Raw genomic sequence first — 13,638 nt, forward strand, 5'->3', positions numbered from 1 at the left:
GATGTTTCACATCCCAAATATTAGTAAAAAACTTCCCAAAGGTATAGACCGTGGGCTGGAGCTGTTTTTCCTGCCAGGCGTCTATCTTTTTTTTCTAGGATAGCAGGAATGTCATCAGGGTTTCGATCACCTGACCCTACTTCTAGCAAAGTTCCTACCAAAATTCGAACCATATTATACAAAAAGCCATTTCCGACAAAGCGAATCGTAAGCTGGTCATCTTCCAGCAAAAAGTCTATTGCTTTAACGGTTCGTACTTTATCCTCCACTTCTGTTTTTGCCGAACAAAAGCTAGTAAAGTCATGGGTGCCAAGGAAATATTTACTTGCATCCCTCATAGCATCTATATTGAGATGATAAGGGTAACGATAGGCAAAGAGCCTCTGAAAAGGATTCCTCTTAGAAGATAAGTGCAGCACATAGCGATACTCTTTCCCTATCGCATCAAACCGAGAATGAAAGCTATCGCTTACTTTTTTAACAGAAAGAATTGAAATATCCTCCGGCAACATCGAATTTAGCGCAATTTCCCACCGATCTTCAGCGATAGGTAAGGGAGAATCAAAATGAATCACCTGTCCTATTGCATGAACGCCTGCATCTGTTCGTCCAGAGCCTGTAACCTTTACAGAGGTGCCCTTATGCATTTTTGCTAAGACAGCTTCTATTTCTCGTTGTACAGTCCTCTTATTTGGTTGTACTTGATACCCCGAGAAACCCGAGCCATCATAGGATATAATGCATTTGTATCTTTGCATGATTTCGCTCCATTATGAACGTAATAAGATTAAAAAGATGGTTAAAACACTAAGAAGTACTAATTGCAAGGAATCGCCTAATTGCCATTCTAACTGCCTGTATTTTGTTCTTCCTTCTCCTCCGCGATAACCTCTTGCTTCCATCGCTATGGCCAGTTCTTCCGCCCGTTTAAAGGAGCTGACAAACAACGGAATAAGTAGTGGGATGACTGCCTTAATCCGCTCCATAAAGGGACCACTTGAAAACTCCACGCCACGAGCCATTTGAGCTTTCATAATTTTGTCAGTTTCCTGCATTAATGTTGGTATGAAACGTAAGGAAATAGACATCATTAAAGCCATTTCGTGGACTGGAAAATGGACCTTTTTTAGTGGATGTAAAAGTGTTTCTAGTCCATCTGTAATTTCAATAGGAGTCGTAGTTAATGTTAACAATGAAGTCATTAAAATCAAGAAGAAGAAGCGTAAAGAAATAAAGATCCCCTGTCTAACACCTTCTTCGTAAATTTTAATGGGCCCCCAATGATACAAAAGATCGCCTTGTTTTGTAAAGAACAATTGTAAGGCTAAGGTAAAGAGAACAAGCCATAGAACCGGTTTCAGGCCCCCATATAGAAAACGCACAGGAATACGGGACAAACCAAGCATGAAAAAAGTATAAATCCCTATAAGTGCATAAGTAACTGCATTATTTGCTAAGAAAATAACACATACAAATAAAAAGATAATTAGCAATTTAGAACGAGGGTCCATTTTATGGATTAAAGAATCAGCAGGAACATAGCGGCCAAAGATCATTTTCTCCATCATGAGCGAACACCTCTTAACGCTTCAGTAACAGCTTCAGTTAACTCATCTATTGATAAATACATTTTATTAAGTTTTACACCCATCTTCTCTTCCAGCTTTAACTGGAAACGTACTACTTCGGGAACATCTAAACCCATTTGTACTAACTGAGCAGGTGCAGAGAAAATTTCTTCTGGTGTTCCTTTATTTACTACTTTTCCTTGTTGCATGATGACAATCTGGTCAGCGTATCTAGCTGCATCTTCCATACTATGTGTAACTAATATAGTGGATAGATTTCTTTCTTTGTGTAGTGAATTAAACATATCCATAATTTCTTTCCGCCCGCGTGGATCTAGTCCTGCAGTAGGTTCATCCAGAACGATAACATCTGGTTCCATGGCCAACACACCAGCAATCGCCACTCGACGCATTTGCCCACCTGAAAGATCAAAGGGAGATTTTTCTAAGACTTCTTCCCCAAGCCCTACCTGTTTCAAGGCAAGACGCGCCCGCTTTTTTGCCTCAGTTTCAGAAACACCGAAATTCAGCGGACCAAAAATAATATCCTTTTCTACTGTTTCTTCAAAAAGCTGGTGTTCCGGAAATTGAAAAACGATGCCTACCTTTTGCCGTACTTGTTTTAAATTCTTATTTTTTTGCTGTGCTCTAATTTCATGTTCCCCAATTTTAACCGTTCCATTAGTTGGTTGTAATAGGGCATTTAGATGCTGTAGAACCGTTGACTTACCAGAACCTGTATGACCGATTATTGCCAAGAATGTTCCAGATGGGATGTCGATAGAAACATCCTTAATCGCTATACGTTCAAAAGGGGTGTTTGCTTGATAACGGTATTCTATATTTTGAAGCGAGATGTCCATAGCTCTGTCACCAACTCTTCTTCCGATAAATAATGCTTGGATAGGTCAATCCCTTTTTGACGGAATGCTTTGCTCATTTTAACCGAGAACGGAATATCCAATCCTAATTGAATCAACTGCTCGTCCATTGAAAAAATCTCTTCCGGTACACCTTCACGAAAAACCTCACCTTTATTCATGACAATGATACGATCTGCTTTTGCTGCCTCTTCTAAGTCATGGGTAATAGAGATAACCGTTAAAGACTTCTCTTCTTTTAATACTCTAACCGTTTCTAAAACCTCCTCACGACCTCTGGGATCAAGCATGGAGGTAGCCTCATCTAGAATAATAATAGAAGGTCTTAAGGCAAGTACGCCAGCAATTGCTACTCGCTGCTTCTGTCCACCTGATAGATGGTGGGGCTCTTGATATAGAAATTTATCCATTTTCACTTTTTTCAATGAATCTTCCACACGTAGTACCATTTCATCTCTAGGTATGCCATGATTTTCTAGACCAAAAGCCACATCATCCTGTACAGTTGTACCGACAAATTGGTTATCAGGGTTTTGGAATACCATCCCTAATTGTTTACGGACATCCCATATCGTTTCCTCATTCAAACCTATGCCACATACAGTAATCTCACCCTTTTGAGGGAATTGTAGCCCATTAAGGAGCTTTGCCATGGTTGATTTACCAGAGCCATTATGACCGACAATAGCCAGCCATTCACCTTCATAGATATCAAATGTTACATTATGAAGTGCGTAGCGTTCCTGTCCTTCGTATTGAAAGAAAACTTCCTTAAGTGAAACAATTGATTCTTTCATTGTTATTCCTCCTCTCGACTAACATACTAAACTATGCTCTACTAAGACAATATTTTTACATATAAAAAAAAGCCCGCACCTCGTCCCCAGGCAGCAATTACTACGGCTGCAAAAAGGAATTTCGATAAAGAAATGGGAGGAGGTGCATGAGCTAGACGAGACGTGAAAAAGAAAACAAATGTTACTATAAATCATTTTCAATCCCAGGGAGTATTATTCCCTTCATGCTCCTATACGTAGGAGTCACGCTCATCATAACACTCGTTTGGCTTGGGTCGGACAATATATTCCCTTACAGAAAAAGGGCAAAGAACAAGTTTGTTTGTAAACTGTCCAGCGCCCTTGTTGTCTGTTAAAAGGTATTAAACTAACTCGATAATAACCATTGGCGCACCGTCACCGCGGCGAGGTCCAAGTTTCATAATACGAGTATATCCACCTTGACGCTCTTGGTAACGTGGAGCGATATCAGCGAAAAGTTTTTGTACAGCATCTTGACCATTTTCAGCATTAGCAACTTCATTACGAACGTAAGAAGCAGCTTGACGACGAGCATGTAAATCGCCGCGCTTACCTAAAGTGATCATTTTTTCAACAGTCACACGAAGTTCTTTCGCGCGAGTTTCTGTTGTTTCGATGCGCTCGTTGATAATTAAATCTGTAGTTAAATCACGTAGCATAGCTTTACGCTGTGCACTTGTGCGTCCTAACTTTCTGTATGCCATGAAGGGTTCCCTCCTTTGTTGAAGTCATTAAACGGATCGTCAGCAGCGTTTGAACTAGTCGTCCTTACGCAAGCCTAATCCAAGCTCTTCTAGTTTCGCCTTCACTTCTTCGAGTGATTTGCGGCCTAAGTTACGGACCTTCATCATATCTTCTTCAGTCTTATTAGCTAATTCCTGAACAGTGTTGATTCCAGCACGCTTTAAGCAGTTATAAGAACGAACAGAAAGGTCTAGTTCTTCAATAGTCATTTCAAGAACTTTTTCTTTTTGATCTTCTTCTTTTTCAATCATGATTTCAGCATTTTGAGCTTCATCGGTTAACCCAACGAAAATGTTCAAATGCTCGGTCAAAATTTTCGAACCAAGAGCAATCGCTTCCTTTGGCCCAGTGCTTCCATCTGTCCAAACATCTAGCGTTAGCTTATCATAATTTGTCATTTGACCTACACGAGTATTTTCTACTTGATAGGACACACGAGAAACTGGAGTAAAGATTGAGTCAATTGGAATCACACCAATTGGTTGATCTTCTCTCTTGTTTAGATCAGCCGGAGTATAGCCACGACCGCGTCTAGCAGTTAACCGCATGCGAAGATGACCATTTGTAGCTAATGTAGCAATATGAAGGTCTGGATTTAAGATTTCAACATCACTATCATGTGTGATATTGCTAGCCTTAACAGGTCCTTCACCCTGTACATCAATCTCAAGGGTTTTCTCTTCGTCAGAGTAGATTTTTAAAGCTAATTTTTTAATGTTTAAAATGATGGATGTTACATCCTCTACGACGCCTTCAATTGTTGAGAACTCATGAAGTACCCCATCGACCTGAATCGATGTAACAGCGGCACCTGGGAGTGAAGATAGTAGGATACGACGTAAGGAGTTACCCAAAGTGGTACCATATCCACGCTCAAGTGGCTCTACGACGAACTTACCGTACTTGGCATCATCGTTGATCTCAACCGTTTCGATTTTTGGTTTTTCTATTTCGATCATCAAATAACCCTCCTTCAAAACGTCGAAACCTCAATTAGTTTTATTAACTAACTGAAATTCCCCCATGTATACGTTCCCGTTTTGTGCACAACAACTGGAATAAATTCTCTGTATGAACTCTAAAAAATTAGTATCATATCCATTATAGACGCATGATACAACTTCTATACAAAGAAATTAAACGCGACGGCGTTTTGGTGGACGGCATCCGTTATGAGGAACAGGTGTAACGTCTTTGATTGCAGTTACTTCAAGACCAGCAGCTTGAAGAGCACGGATAGCAGCTTCACGGCCTGCACCAGGTCCTTTAACAGTAACTTCTAAAGTTTTCATACCATGTTCGATAGATGTCTTAGCTGCAGTTTCAGCCGCCATTTGAGCTGCGAATGGAGTAGATTTACGAGAACCTTTAAATCCAAGCGCACCAGCACTTGACCAAGAAATTGCATTACCGTGTACATCAGTAATAGTTACGATCGTATTGTTAAAAGTTGAACGGATATGAGCGATCCCAGATTCAATATTCTTTTTAACACGACGTTTACGTGTATTAGTTTTACGTGCCATTTAAATAACCTCCTTTGCCGATTACTTCTTCTTGTTCGCTACAGTCTTACGAGGACCTTTGCGTGTACGAGCGTTGTTTTTCGTATTTTGTCCACGAACCGGTAAACCACGACGATGACGTAATCCGCGGTAGCAGCCGATTTCCATTAAACGCTTAATGTTAAGAGAAATTTCACGGCGAAGATCACCTTCAACTTTTAATTTGTCGATGATGTCACGGATTTTGTTTAATTCGTCTTCTGTTAAATCACGTACACGAGTATTTTCAGAAACACCTGCTTCAGCTAATACTTTTTGTGCAGTATTTTTACCAATACCATAAATGTAAGTTAATGAGATAACTACACGCTTTTCACGTGGAATATCTACACCAGCAATACGTGCCATATTTTAGCGCACCTCCTTCAGATTAACCTTGTTTTTGTTTATGTTTAGGGTTTTCACAGATAACCATAACTTTTCCGCGTCTACGGATAACTTTGCACTTTTCGCAGATCGGTTTAACAGATGGTCTTACTTTCATTATCCTAACCTCCTTAATGGTACGGAGTGCAAGCTGATTATTTAAAGCGGTAAGTAATTCTTCCGCGTGTTAAGTCATATGGAGAAAGCTCAACAGTCACCTTGTCACCCGGAAGGATTCGAATGAAGTGCATTCGAATTTTGCCAGAAACATGAGCTAGCACAGTATGACCATTTTCTAATTCTACCTTAAACATTGCATTTGGCAAAGTTTCAATTACTTTACCTTCAATTTCAATTACATCATCTTTGGCCATCGGTCTCGTCTCCCTTCTCTATTCAGAATAGCGTTCGCCAATACATAGTAGGGCGCATTGGGTCAATTCTTCATACGTAATCCTGCAACCTTACAATTTTAACATAATGAGTAGCATTCTGTCCTCTAGTAACTATTACAAATTACAAATATTTCGGATTAGAATGGGTCTGGTCATAAAACACTAAATTTTAGTTAATATTTCAAAACCTGTTTCAGTGATCGCAATCGTGTGCTCAAAATGTGCACACCATTTTCCATCTACTGTCACAACCGTCCAATCGTCAGCCAATGTTTTTACATACCGGCTTCCGGCATTCACCATCGGTTCAATTGCAAGGACCATACCAGGCTTTAATACAGGACCTTTGTTTGGTGGACCAAAATGAGGAATATCTGGGTCCTCATGTAAGTCTTGCCCTACTCCGTGCCCCACATACTCACGTACAATAGAAAAACCATTTGCTTCCACATACTTTTGTATCGCATGGGAGATGTTCGAGAGTCGCTCGCCCGGTTTAGCTTCCTTTAAGCCTTGATAAAGTGACTCCTCTGTTACGTCGAGAAGACGCTGGGAATTTTCATCAATCGTTCCTACAGCATACGTCCATGCTGAATCACCATGATAGCCGTTATACTTAGCACCGATATCGATACTAATAATATCGCCCTTATTTAGGACACGGTCACCAGGAATTCCATGAACAAGTTCGTTGTTCACACTTGCACAGATACTGCCGCGAAAACCATTATACCCTTTAAACGAAGGAAAAGCATCCCTGCTGAGAATAAACTCTTCAGCAATTCTGTCCAATTCACGCGTTGTCATACCTGGAACGATATGTTTCTTCAACTCCTGATGAGTCAAAGCAACTATTCGACCGGCTTCCCGCATGATGTCAATTTCCTTAGGGGTTTTACAAATGATCATTCAGCTAAGCCCCCAAGTAATTCCTCGATATCAATAAATACTTTATTAATATCTTGTTGGCCATCAATTGTGCGTAAATAGCCCTTATCCTCATAAAAACCTAATAATGGTGCAGATTGCTTGATGTTAACGTCTAAGCGATTTTGAACTGTTTCAGCATTATCGTCAGCTCGTTGGTACAGCTCACCGCCACAGCGGTCGCAGACACCCTCTTTTGCAGGAGGATTAAAAACTAAATGATAAGTCGAACCACAGTCCTTGCAAATACGTCTTCCAGTCAAACGATCCATTAAAATGCTTTTATCCACGTCGATATTAATCACATAGTCAATCTTTTTATTAAGATCAGCTAGTAGATTCTCTAACGCTTCTGCTTGAGGTACTGTTCTAGGAAAGCCGTCTAGTAAGAATCCCTTTTGACAGTCATCTTTACTTAAACGTTCACGTACAATGCCGATTGTTACTTCATCAGGAACAAGTTCACCTTTGTACATGAAAGATTTTGCTTGTAACCCTAGTTCGGTTCCTTCTTTCATCGCTGCACGGAACATATCTCCAGTAGAGATATGAGGGATGCCGTATTTTTCGACGATTCGTTCAGCTTGAGTACCTTTACCTGCACCAGGTAGCCCCATTAAAACTAAATTCACACGTGTTCCCCCCTCGTGCTATAAATGGGTTTTAGGGAACAATAGTCCCCAAAACCATTACTTTATAAATCCTTTATAATGACGTTTAACCAGTTGAGCTTCAAGTTGTTTGTACGTGTCAAGCGCAACGCCGACAACGATCAAAAGACTTGTTCCCCCAATTTGAGCCGATTGCGGTAAATTCGCTATTTTAATAAAAATAGTAGGAAGTACTGCAATGATGGTTAGGAAGATTGCACCAACAAAAGTTAATCGATATAAAACGCGAGTTAAGTATTCCTGCGTACTCTTACCAGGACGAATGCCTGGGATATAGCCGCTTTGCTTCTGTAAGTTTTCCGCTGCTTGTTCAGGGTTAACTTGGATAAAAGCATAGAAATAAGTGAACGCGATAATTAATGCTGCATATAGCGTCATCCCAAGTGGATGAGAATAATCTAGATTTCTGTTAATCCAAAGTGTTACATCATTTGTTGGAAAAAATGATGCAATAGTTCTTGGTGTTACAATGAATGAAACTGCGAAGATAACAGGGATAACACCTGCAGCGTTAACTTTTAACGGCATGTGTGTAGACTGTCCTCCAACAGGATTCTTTCCAGCAACAACACGTTTTGCATATTGAATTGGTATTTTACGATTAGCTTGTTGGATGAAAATAACACCCACAACAATTGCAATAACAGCAAGAGCTATTAAAACAACAGTTACAATACGTAAAAATAAAGCTTCTCCTGCGTTTTCAAACTGCTGAACATAAATTTGATTGATAGTTGAAGGCATTCCAGCAACGATCCCTGCAAAGATGATAATGGAAATACCATTTCCTACACCCTTTTCAGTGATCTGCTCACCTAACCACATCAAGAAAGATGTTCCAGCAGTAAGTGTAACGGCAATCAGTAGATACGTTCCAATTCCAGGACTTTCAATCAAACGACCGCTTGCTAAGTTATTAAAGCCGTATGACATACCTAATGCTTGGATAAATCCAAGCACAACAGTGAAATAGCGAGTGAATTGTGCAATCTTACGACGACCAGATTCACCTTGCTTGGACCATTCCGTGAATTTAGGAACAACGTCCATTTGTAACAACTGAATGATAATGGAAGCTGTGATATACGGCATAATACCCATTGCAAAGATGGAGAATTGTTTCAATGCTCCACCGCCAAAGGTATTTAAAATACCGAAAACACTAAGCTTATCCTGACTAGCAAGTACATCAGCATTAACATTCGGTACAGGAATAAATGTACCTAGTCGAAAGACGACTAGCATTAAGAGGGTGAATAAGATCTTACGTCGTATATCACCCACGCGCATAAAATTGGAGATTGTCTGGAACATTAGATCACCTCAGTAGTTCCACCAGCAGCTTCGATCGCTTCCTTAGCAGCAGAGGAGAATTTGTGAGCTTTTACAGTCAACTTTTTCTCTACGTTCCCTTTAGCAAGAATCTTGATTCCTGCTTTTTCGTTACTTACAACGCCTGTTTCGATAAGAAGTTCTGGAGTAACTTCTGTACCTTCTTCAAAGCGATTTAATGCATCAAGATTGACAACAGCATATTCTTTGCGGCTGACATTTGTAAATCCGCGTTTTGGTAAACGACGGTATAAAGGTGTTTGACCACCTTCAAAACCTAAACGTACACCACCGCCTGAACGAGCATTTTGTCCTTTATGACCTTTACCCGCGGTCTTCCCTTGACCAGAACCGATACCACGTCCTAAACGTTTACGCTCTTTACGAGAACCTTCGGCAGGTTTTAATTCATGAAGTTTCATATTGGCACCTCCTTATGAAAGAAAAGAATCAATTATTGTTCTTTAACTGTTACAAGGTGAGCAACTTTATTAATCATACCGCGAATCGCAGCGTTATCTTGATGCTCAACTGTTTGATTTAATTTACGTAAACCTAATGCAGTAACTGTCGCGCGTTGGTCCTCAGGGCGACCAATTACACTACGGTTGAGGGTAATTAAAAGTTTATTCGCCATTTGATTTCCCTCCTTATCCTAACAGTTCTTCTACTGATTTACCACGTAATTTCGCTACGTCTTCAGCACGTTTTAATTGTTTTAATCCGTCAATAGTTGCACGAACCATGTTAATTGGAGTGTTAGTTCCTAATGATTTAGAAAGAATATCAGCAACTCCACCTAATTCAAGAACGGCACGAACTGGACCACCAGCGATAACTCCTGTACCTTCAGAAGCAGGCTTTAGAAGGATTTCGCCAGCACCAAAGCGTCCAATTACTTGGTGAGGAATTGTAGTTCCAACCATTGGCACTTCGACTAAGTTTTTCTTTGCATCTTCGATGGCTTTACGGATTGCATCTGGAACCTCTTGAGCTTTACCAGTACCAAATCCTACATGACCGTTTTTATCCCCAACTACTACAAGAGCAGAGAAACGGAAACGACGTCCACCTTTAACAACTTTCGCAACACGGTTAACCGTTACTACGCGTTCTTCTAGTTCAAGTTTGTTTGGATCAATACGACGCATCTTTTTGTGTCCCTCCTTTGTCTATTAAAATTGTAAGCCGTTTTCGCGAGCAGCATCAGCTAATGCTTGCACACGTCCGTGGTATAGGTATCCTCCACGATCAAAGACAATAGAAGTGATACCTTTTTCTACCGCACGTTTAGCGACTAATTCTCCGACCTTTTGTGCTGCTTCAACGTTACTAGTAGATTCAAGACCGAAATCTTTTTCTTTAGTAGAAGCACTTGCTAAAGTTACTCCAGCCATGTCATCGATTAATTGAGCATAAATATGCTTATTTGAACGAAACACGTTTAGACGTGGACGAGCAGAAGTACCGCTAAGTTTCGCACGAACACGAGCATGTCTTTTCTTGCGAGTAGCGTTTTTATCTTGCTTCGTAATCATTTACGTCACTCCTTTCGTTTACCTATGCGGCATTACTTACCTGTTTTACCTTCTTTACGACGAACGTTTTCGCCTTCGTAACGGATCCCTTTACCTTTATAAGGCTCTGGAGGACGTACTCCGCGGATGTTGGCAGCTAATGCACCAACACGTTCTTTATCAGTACCTTTTACAATAACTTTTGTATTAGCAGGTACTTCGATTTCAAGGCCAGCTTCAGGTTCAATTTCAACTGGGTGAGAGTAACCTACGTTTAATACAAGCTTGTTACCTTGCTTTTGAGCACGATATCCAACCCCGATTAATTCAAGGTTTCTTGTAAATCCGTTGGAAACACCTTCAACCATGTTCGCAATCACTGCACGAGTTGTACCGTGCAACGCGCGGTGTTCTTTCACGTCAGATGGACGAGCGATCGTTACAACGTTCTCTTCAACGTTGATTGTGATATCAGGATTAAAAGTACGAGTTAATTCGCCTTTAGGTCCTTTAACAGTTACAGTACTACCGTTTAAAGTAACAGTAACACCTGCTGGAATTTCAATTGGTTTTTTTCCTACGCGAGACATTTAGTGCACCTCCATTCATTCAAAAACTCGATTACCAAACGTAAGCTAATACTTCTCCGCCGACTTGCTTTGCACGAGCTTCTTTATCTGTAATAACACCTTGTGATGTTGATACTAAAGCGATACCAAGACCGTTAAGAACGCGTGGTACCTCATTTGATTTAGCGTAAACTCGAAGTCCAGGCTTGCTTATGCGCTTAAGACCAGTAATAACACGTTCGTTATTTGCACCGTACTTTAAGAAGATACGGATAATACCTTGTTTGTTGTCTTCGATAAATTCGACGTCACGTACGAAACCTTCGCGCTTTAAAATTTCAGCAATTTCTTTTTTCAGATTAGAAGCAGGCACTTCTAACTTTTCGTGACGTACCATGTTCGCATTACGAATGCGAGTAAGCATATCAGCAATTGGATCTGTCATGACCATTATTTTTACCTCCTTCCCAGACTTGGGTTTTACCAGCTAGCTTTTTTAACACCAGGAATTTGTCCTTTGTACGCTAATTCGCGGAAACAAATACGACAAAGCTTAAATTTACGGTATACAGAGTGTGGACGGCCACAACGTTCGCAGCGTGTATACTCTTGTACTGCATATTTAGGCGTGCGCTTTTGTTTCGCAATCATTGACTTTTTAGCCACGTTTTCGCCTCCATTATTTAACGATTACTTTTGGAATGGCATTCCAAATTGAGTTAAAAGTTCACGAGATTCTTCATCAGTGTTAGCAGTCGTTACGATAACGATATCCATACCACGAACTTTGGTTACTTTATCGTAATCAATTTCTGGGAAGATTAATTGTTCTTTAATCCCTAAAGTATAGTTACCGCGACCATCGAAAGCTTTTTTAGAAACTCCACGGAAGTCACGTACACGAGGTAAAGAAACTGAAACTAATTTATCCAAGAATTCGTACATGCGCTCACCGCGAAGAGTAACTTTTGCACCGATTGGCATACCTTCACGAAGACGGAAGCCAGCGATTGATTTTTTCGCACGAGTTACTAATGGTTTTTGACCAGTGATAGTTGCAAGCTCTTCAACTGCATTATCAAGCGCCTTAGCGTTTGCTACCGCGTCACCAACACCCATGTTCACAACGATTTTTTCAAGTCTAGGAACTTCCATAACTGATTTATAGTTGAACTTGCTCATAAGAGCAGGAGTAACTTCTTTAACAAATTTTTCTTTTAGGCGGTTCACTTATTGTACCTCCCTTCTAAAATTTAAACTATTTATCTAAAACTTCACCGGATTTTGCTACGCGTACTTTTTTGCCATCAACCGCAGTGTAACCTACACGAGTTGGGTTACCTGACTTAGGATCGATAGGCATTACGTTTGATACATGAATAGGAGCCTCAAAACTGATAATTCCGCCTTGTGGATTCACTTGAGAAGGCTTAGCGTGTTTTTTAACAATGTTAACACCTTCAACTAGTACACGGCTTTCTTTAGGATAAGCAGCTAGGATTATACCTGTTTTGCCTTTATCCTTACCAGAGATGACTCTTACTTTATCACCTTTTTTTACATGCATCTGTGCGCACCTCCTTAAAGGCAATTAATTTTGAAATTATAATACTTCTGGAGCTAAAGAAACAATTTTCATAAAGTTGCTATCGCGAAGTTCACGGGCAACTGGTCCGAAGATACGAGTTCCACGTGGGCTTTTGTCGTCTTTGATAATTACACATGCGTTTTCATCAAAACGAATGTAAGAACCATCATTACGGCGAGCACCGCTCTTTGTACGTACAATAACAGCTTTAACAACATCACCTTTTTTAACAACGCCACCTGGTGTTGCTTGTTTTACTGTACATACGATCACATCACCAATACCAGCAGTTTTGCGACCAGAACCTCCAAGAACTTTAATCGTAAGTACTTCACGAGCACCAGAGTTGTCAGCAACTTTTAAACGTGATTCTTGTTGAATCATGTGTGTAACCTCCCTTCGGAATGAACATAATCCGAACCATTAAATAATTACTGCTTTTTCTACTACTTCTACTAAACGGAAGCGTTTTGTAGCTGAAAGTGGGCGAGTTTCCATAATACGAACTACATCGCCAGTCTTAGCCTGGTTTTGCTCATCATGAGCCTTAAACTTTTTAGAGTACTTAACGCGTTTACCGTATAATGGATGCTTTTTATATGTCTCGACAAGAACAGTAACAGTCTTATCCATTTTGTCAGAAACTACGCGTCCTGTGTAAACCTTGCGTTGGTTACGTTCACTCATTGTGTGAACC

Annotated in this window: 24 protein-coding genes; all 24 read right to left on the bottom strand. The window is 40.3% G+C overall.

Features of this window, described 5'->3' with window-relative positions; translation table 11 throughout:
- Window positions 1–20: 20 nt before the first annotated feature.
- Entirely contained in the window at window positions 21–758 is a 738-nt protein-coding gene (gene truA, locus AA0X95_RS01535) for a tRNA pseudouridine(38-40) synthase TruA (RefSeq protein WP_413304635.1), read from the bottom strand.
- Window positions 759–770: 12 nt separating this feature from the next.
- Window positions 771–1,568: an energy-coupling factor transporter transmembrane component T family protein gene (locus tag AA0X95_RS01540; protein WP_413304637.1), complete on the bottom strand. Its 798-nt coding sequence runs from the start codon at window positions 1,566–1,568 to the stop codon at window positions 771–773.
- Complete coding sequence (locus tag AA0X95_RS01545) at window positions 1,565–2,431, bottom strand: energy-coupling factor ABC transporter ATP-binding protein (protein ID WP_413304640.1); 867 nt, start codon at window positions 2,429–2,431, stop codon at window positions 1,565–1,567. Before AA0X95_RS01545 ends, AA0X95_RS01540 begins: the two co-directional genes overlap by 4 nt.
- Complete coding sequence (locus AA0X95_RS01550; protein WP_413304643.1) at window positions 2,407–3,246, bottom strand: energy-coupling factor ABC transporter ATP-binding protein; 840 nt, start codon at window positions 3,244–3,246, stop codon at window positions 2,407–2,409. The genes AA0X95_RS01545 and AA0X95_RS01550 overlap by 25 nt, the downstream gene beginning before the upstream one ends.
- Before the next feature lie 362 nt (window positions 3,247–3,608).
- The gene (gene rplQ / locus AA0X95_RS01555; RefSeq protein ID WP_307282758.1) at window positions 3,609–3,971 is read right to left on the bottom strand and encodes a 50S ribosomal protein L17; all 363 of its coding nucleotides are present in this window, start codon (window positions 3,969–3,971) and stop codon (window positions 3,609–3,611) included.
- A 54-nt stretch (window positions 3,972–4,025) separates the two neighbouring features.
- Window positions 4,026–4,970 carry a DNA-directed RNA polymerase subunit alpha gene (locus AA0X95_RS01560; protein WP_307282759.1) on the bottom strand — a complete coding sequence of 315 codons (945 nt, stop codon included), beginning with the start codon at window positions 4,968–4,970 and terminating at the stop codon, window positions 4,026–4,028.
- Between the two features lie 177 nt (window positions 4,971–5,147).
- Window positions 5,148–5,537, bottom strand: a complete 390-nt coding sequence (gene rpsK / locus AA0X95_RS01565; protein ID WP_026574109.1) for a 30S ribosomal protein S11 — start codon at window positions 5,535–5,537, stop codon at window positions 5,148–5,150.
- Between the two features lie 21 nt (window positions 5,538–5,558).
- Window positions 5,559–5,924, bottom strand: a complete 366-nt coding sequence (rpsM, locus tag AA0X95_RS01570; protein ID WP_166243776.1) for a 30S ribosomal protein S13 — start codon at window positions 5,922–5,924, stop codon at window positions 5,559–5,561.
- A 22-nt stretch (window positions 5,925–5,946) separates the two neighbouring features.
- A complete protein-coding gene (gene rpmJ, locus AA0X95_RS01575; RefSeq protein ID WP_000868344.1) occupies window positions 5,947–6,060 on the bottom strand; it encodes a 50S ribosomal protein L36 in 114 nt (37 codons plus the stop codon).
- Window positions 6,061–6,097: 37 nt separating this feature from the next.
- The gene (gene infA / locus AA0X95_RS01580; RefSeq protein WP_007085268.1) at window positions 6,098–6,316 is read right to left on the bottom strand and encodes a translation initiation factor IF-1; all 219 of its coding nucleotides are present in this window, start codon (window positions 6,314–6,316) and stop codon (window positions 6,098–6,100) included.
- 183 nt (window positions 6,317–6,499) lie between these two features.
- Window positions 6,500–7,246: a type I methionyl aminopeptidase gene (map, locus tag AA0X95_RS01585; RefSeq protein WP_413304648.1), complete on the bottom strand. Its 747-nt coding sequence runs from the start codon at window positions 7,244–7,246 to the stop codon at window positions 6,500–6,502.
- Window positions 7,243–7,896 (bottom strand): adenylate kinase, encoded by a 654-nt coding sequence (locus tag AA0X95_RS01590; RefSeq protein ID WP_413304651.1) that lies wholly within the window; start codon window positions 7,894–7,896, stop codon window positions 7,243–7,245. Before AA0X95_RS01590 ends, map begins: the two co-directional genes overlap by 4 nt.
- Window positions 7,897–7,953: 57 nt before the next feature.
- Window positions 7,954–9,249 (bottom strand): preprotein translocase subunit SecY, encoded by a 1,296-nt coding sequence (gene secY / locus AA0X95_RS01595; protein ID WP_413304653.1) that lies wholly within the window; start codon window positions 9,247–9,249, stop codon window positions 7,954–7,956.
- Window positions 9,249–9,689, bottom strand: a complete 441-nt coding sequence (gene rplO / locus AA0X95_RS01600) for a 50S ribosomal protein L15 (protein WP_309856931.1) — start codon at window positions 9,687–9,689, stop codon at window positions 9,249–9,251. The genes secY and rplO overlap by 1 nt, the downstream gene beginning before the upstream one ends.
- 32 nt (window positions 9,690–9,721) lie before the next feature.
- A complete protein-coding gene (gene rpmD / locus AA0X95_RS01605; RefSeq protein ID WP_307413407.1) occupies window positions 9,722–9,904 on the bottom strand; it encodes a 50S ribosomal protein L30 in 183 nt (60 codons plus the stop codon).
- Between the two features lie 13 nt (window positions 9,905–9,917).
- Window positions 9,918–10,418, bottom strand: a complete 501-nt coding sequence (gene rpsE / locus AA0X95_RS01610) for a 30S ribosomal protein S5 (RefSeq protein WP_098533200.1) — start codon at window positions 10,416–10,418, stop codon at window positions 9,918–9,920.
- A gap of 24 nt (window positions 10,419–10,442) precedes the next feature.
- The gene (gene rplR / locus AA0X95_RS01615; RefSeq protein ID WP_413304658.1) at window positions 10,443–10,805 is read right to left on the bottom strand and encodes a 50S ribosomal protein L18; all 363 of its coding nucleotides are present in this window, start codon (window positions 10,803–10,805) and stop codon (window positions 10,443–10,445) included.
- A gap of 32 nt (window positions 10,806–10,837) precedes the next feature.
- Entirely contained in the window at window positions 10,838–11,374 is a 537-nt protein-coding gene (gene rplF, locus AA0X95_RS01620) for a 50S ribosomal protein L6 (protein ID WP_308081558.1), read from the bottom strand.
- A 31-nt stretch (window positions 11,375–11,405) separates the two neighbouring features.
- A complete protein-coding gene (gene rpsH / locus AA0X95_RS01625; RefSeq protein ID WP_283921071.1) occupies window positions 11,406–11,804 on the bottom strand; it encodes a 30S ribosomal protein S8 in 399 nt (132 codons plus the stop codon).
- Window positions 11,805–11,833: 29 nt separating this feature from the next.
- Window positions 11,834–12,019, bottom strand: coding sequence for a type Z 30S ribosomal protein S14 (locus AA0X95_RS01630; protein WP_034676107.1), 186 nt, complete (start codon window positions 12,017–12,019; stop codon window positions 11,834–11,836).
- A gap of 24 nt (window positions 12,020–12,043) precedes the next feature.
- Complete coding sequence (rplE, locus tag AA0X95_RS01635; protein ID WP_413304661.1) at window positions 12,044–12,583, bottom strand: 50S ribosomal protein L5; 540 nt, start codon at window positions 12,581–12,583, stop codon at window positions 12,044–12,046.
- A 28-nt stretch (window positions 12,584–12,611) separates the two neighbouring features.
- On the bottom strand, window positions 12,612–12,920 hold the full coding sequence (gene rplX, locus AA0X95_RS01640) for a 50S ribosomal protein L24 (protein WP_413304664.1): 309 nt from the start codon (window positions 12,918–12,920) through the stop codon (window positions 12,612–12,614).
- 36 nt (window positions 12,921–12,956) lie between these two features.
- Window positions 12,957–13,325, bottom strand: coding sequence for a 50S ribosomal protein L14 (rplN, locus tag AA0X95_RS01645; protein WP_413304667.1), 369 nt, complete (start codon window positions 13,323–13,325; stop codon window positions 12,957–12,959).
- A 39-nt stretch (window positions 13,326–13,364) separates the two neighbouring features.
- Window positions 13,365–13,628, bottom strand: a complete 264-nt coding sequence (gene rpsQ, locus AA0X95_RS01650) for a 30S ribosomal protein S17 (RefSeq protein ID WP_309856954.1) — start codon at window positions 13,626–13,628, stop codon at window positions 13,365–13,367.
- Window positions 13,629–13,638: the final 10 nt, after the last annotated feature.

This window comes from Neobacillus phoenicis (genome assembly GCF_047302305.1).
Lineage (GTDB): Bacteria > Bacillota > Bacilli > Bacillales > Cytobacillaceae > Neobacillus.

Bases quoted from the DNA above. Each gene is read 5' to 3' on its own strand.
- truA (WP_413304635.1), bottom strand. From the start codon at position 758: ATGCAAAGATACAAATGCATTATATCCTATGATGGCTCGGGTTTCTCG.
- AA0X95_RS01540 (WP_413304637.1), bottom strand. From the start codon at position 1,568: ATGATGGAGAAAATGATCTTTGGCCGCTATGTTCCTGCTGATTCTTTA.
- AA0X95_RS01545 (WP_413304640.1), bottom strand. From the start codon at position 2,431: ATGGACATCTCGCTTCAAAATATAGAATACCGTTATCAAGCAAACACC.
- AA0X95_RS01550 (WP_413304643.1), bottom strand. From the start codon at position 3,246: ATGAAAGAATCAATTGTTTCACTTAAGGAAGTTTTCTTTCAATACGAA.
- rplQ (WP_307282758.1), bottom strand. From the start codon at position 3,971: ATGGCATACAGAAAGTTAGGACGCACAAGTGCACAGCGTAAAGCTATG.
- AA0X95_RS01560 (WP_307282759.1), bottom strand. From the start codon at position 4,970: ATGATCGAAATAGAAAAACCAAAAATCGAAACGGTTGAGATCAACGAT.
- rpsK (WP_026574109.1), bottom strand. From the start codon at position 5,537: ATGGCACGTAAAACTAATACACGTAAACGTCGTGTTAAAAAGAATATT.
- rpsM (WP_166243776.1), bottom strand. From the start codon at position 5,924: ATGGCACGTATTGCTGGTGTAGATATTCCACGTGAAAAGCGTGTAGTT.
- rpmJ (WP_000868344.1), bottom strand. From the start codon at position 6,060: ATGAAAGTAAGACCATCTGTTAAACCGATCTGCGAAAAGTGCAAAGTT.
- infA (WP_007085268.1), bottom strand. From the start codon at position 6,316: ATGGCCAAAGATGATGTAATTGAAATTGAAGGTAAAGTAATTGAAACT.
- map (WP_413304648.1), bottom strand. From the start codon at position 7,246: ATGATCATTTGTAAAACCCCTAAGGAAATTGACATCATGCGGGAAGCC.
- secY (WP_413304653.1), bottom strand. From the start codon at position 9,249: ATGTTCCAGACAATCTCCAATTTTATGCGCGTGGGTGATATACGACGT.
- rplO (WP_309856931.1), bottom strand. From the start codon at position 9,689: ATGAAACTTCATGAATTAAAACCTGCCGAAGGTTCTCGTAAAGAGCGT.
- rpmD (WP_307413407.1), bottom strand. From the start codon at position 9,904: ATGGCGAATAAACTTTTAATTACCCTCAACCGTAGTGTAATTGGTCGC.
- rpsE (WP_098533200.1), bottom strand. From the start codon at position 10,418: ATGCGTCGTATTGATCCAAACAAACTTGAACTAGAAGAACGCGTAGTA.
- rplR (WP_413304658.1), bottom strand. From the start codon at position 10,805: ATGATTACGAAGCAAGATAAAAACGCTACTCGCAAGAAAAGACATGCT.
- rplF (WP_308081558.1), bottom strand. From the start codon at position 11,374: ATGTCTCGCGTAGGAAAAAAACCAATTGAAATTCCAGCAGGTGTTACT.
- rpsH (WP_283921071.1), bottom strand. From the start codon at position 11,804: ATGGTCATGACAGATCCAATTGCTGATATGCTTACTCGCATTCGTAAT.
- rplX (WP_413304664.1), bottom strand. From the start codon at position 12,920: ATGCATGTAAAAAAAGGTGATAAAGTAAGAGTCATCTCTGGTAAGGAT.
- rplN (WP_413304667.1), bottom strand. From the start codon at position 13,325: ATGATTCAACAAGAATCACGTTTAAAAGTTGCTGACAACTCTGGTGCT.
- rpsQ (WP_309856954.1), bottom strand. From the start codon at position 13,628: ATGAGTGAACGTAACCAACGCAAGGTTTACACAGGACGCGTAGTTTCT.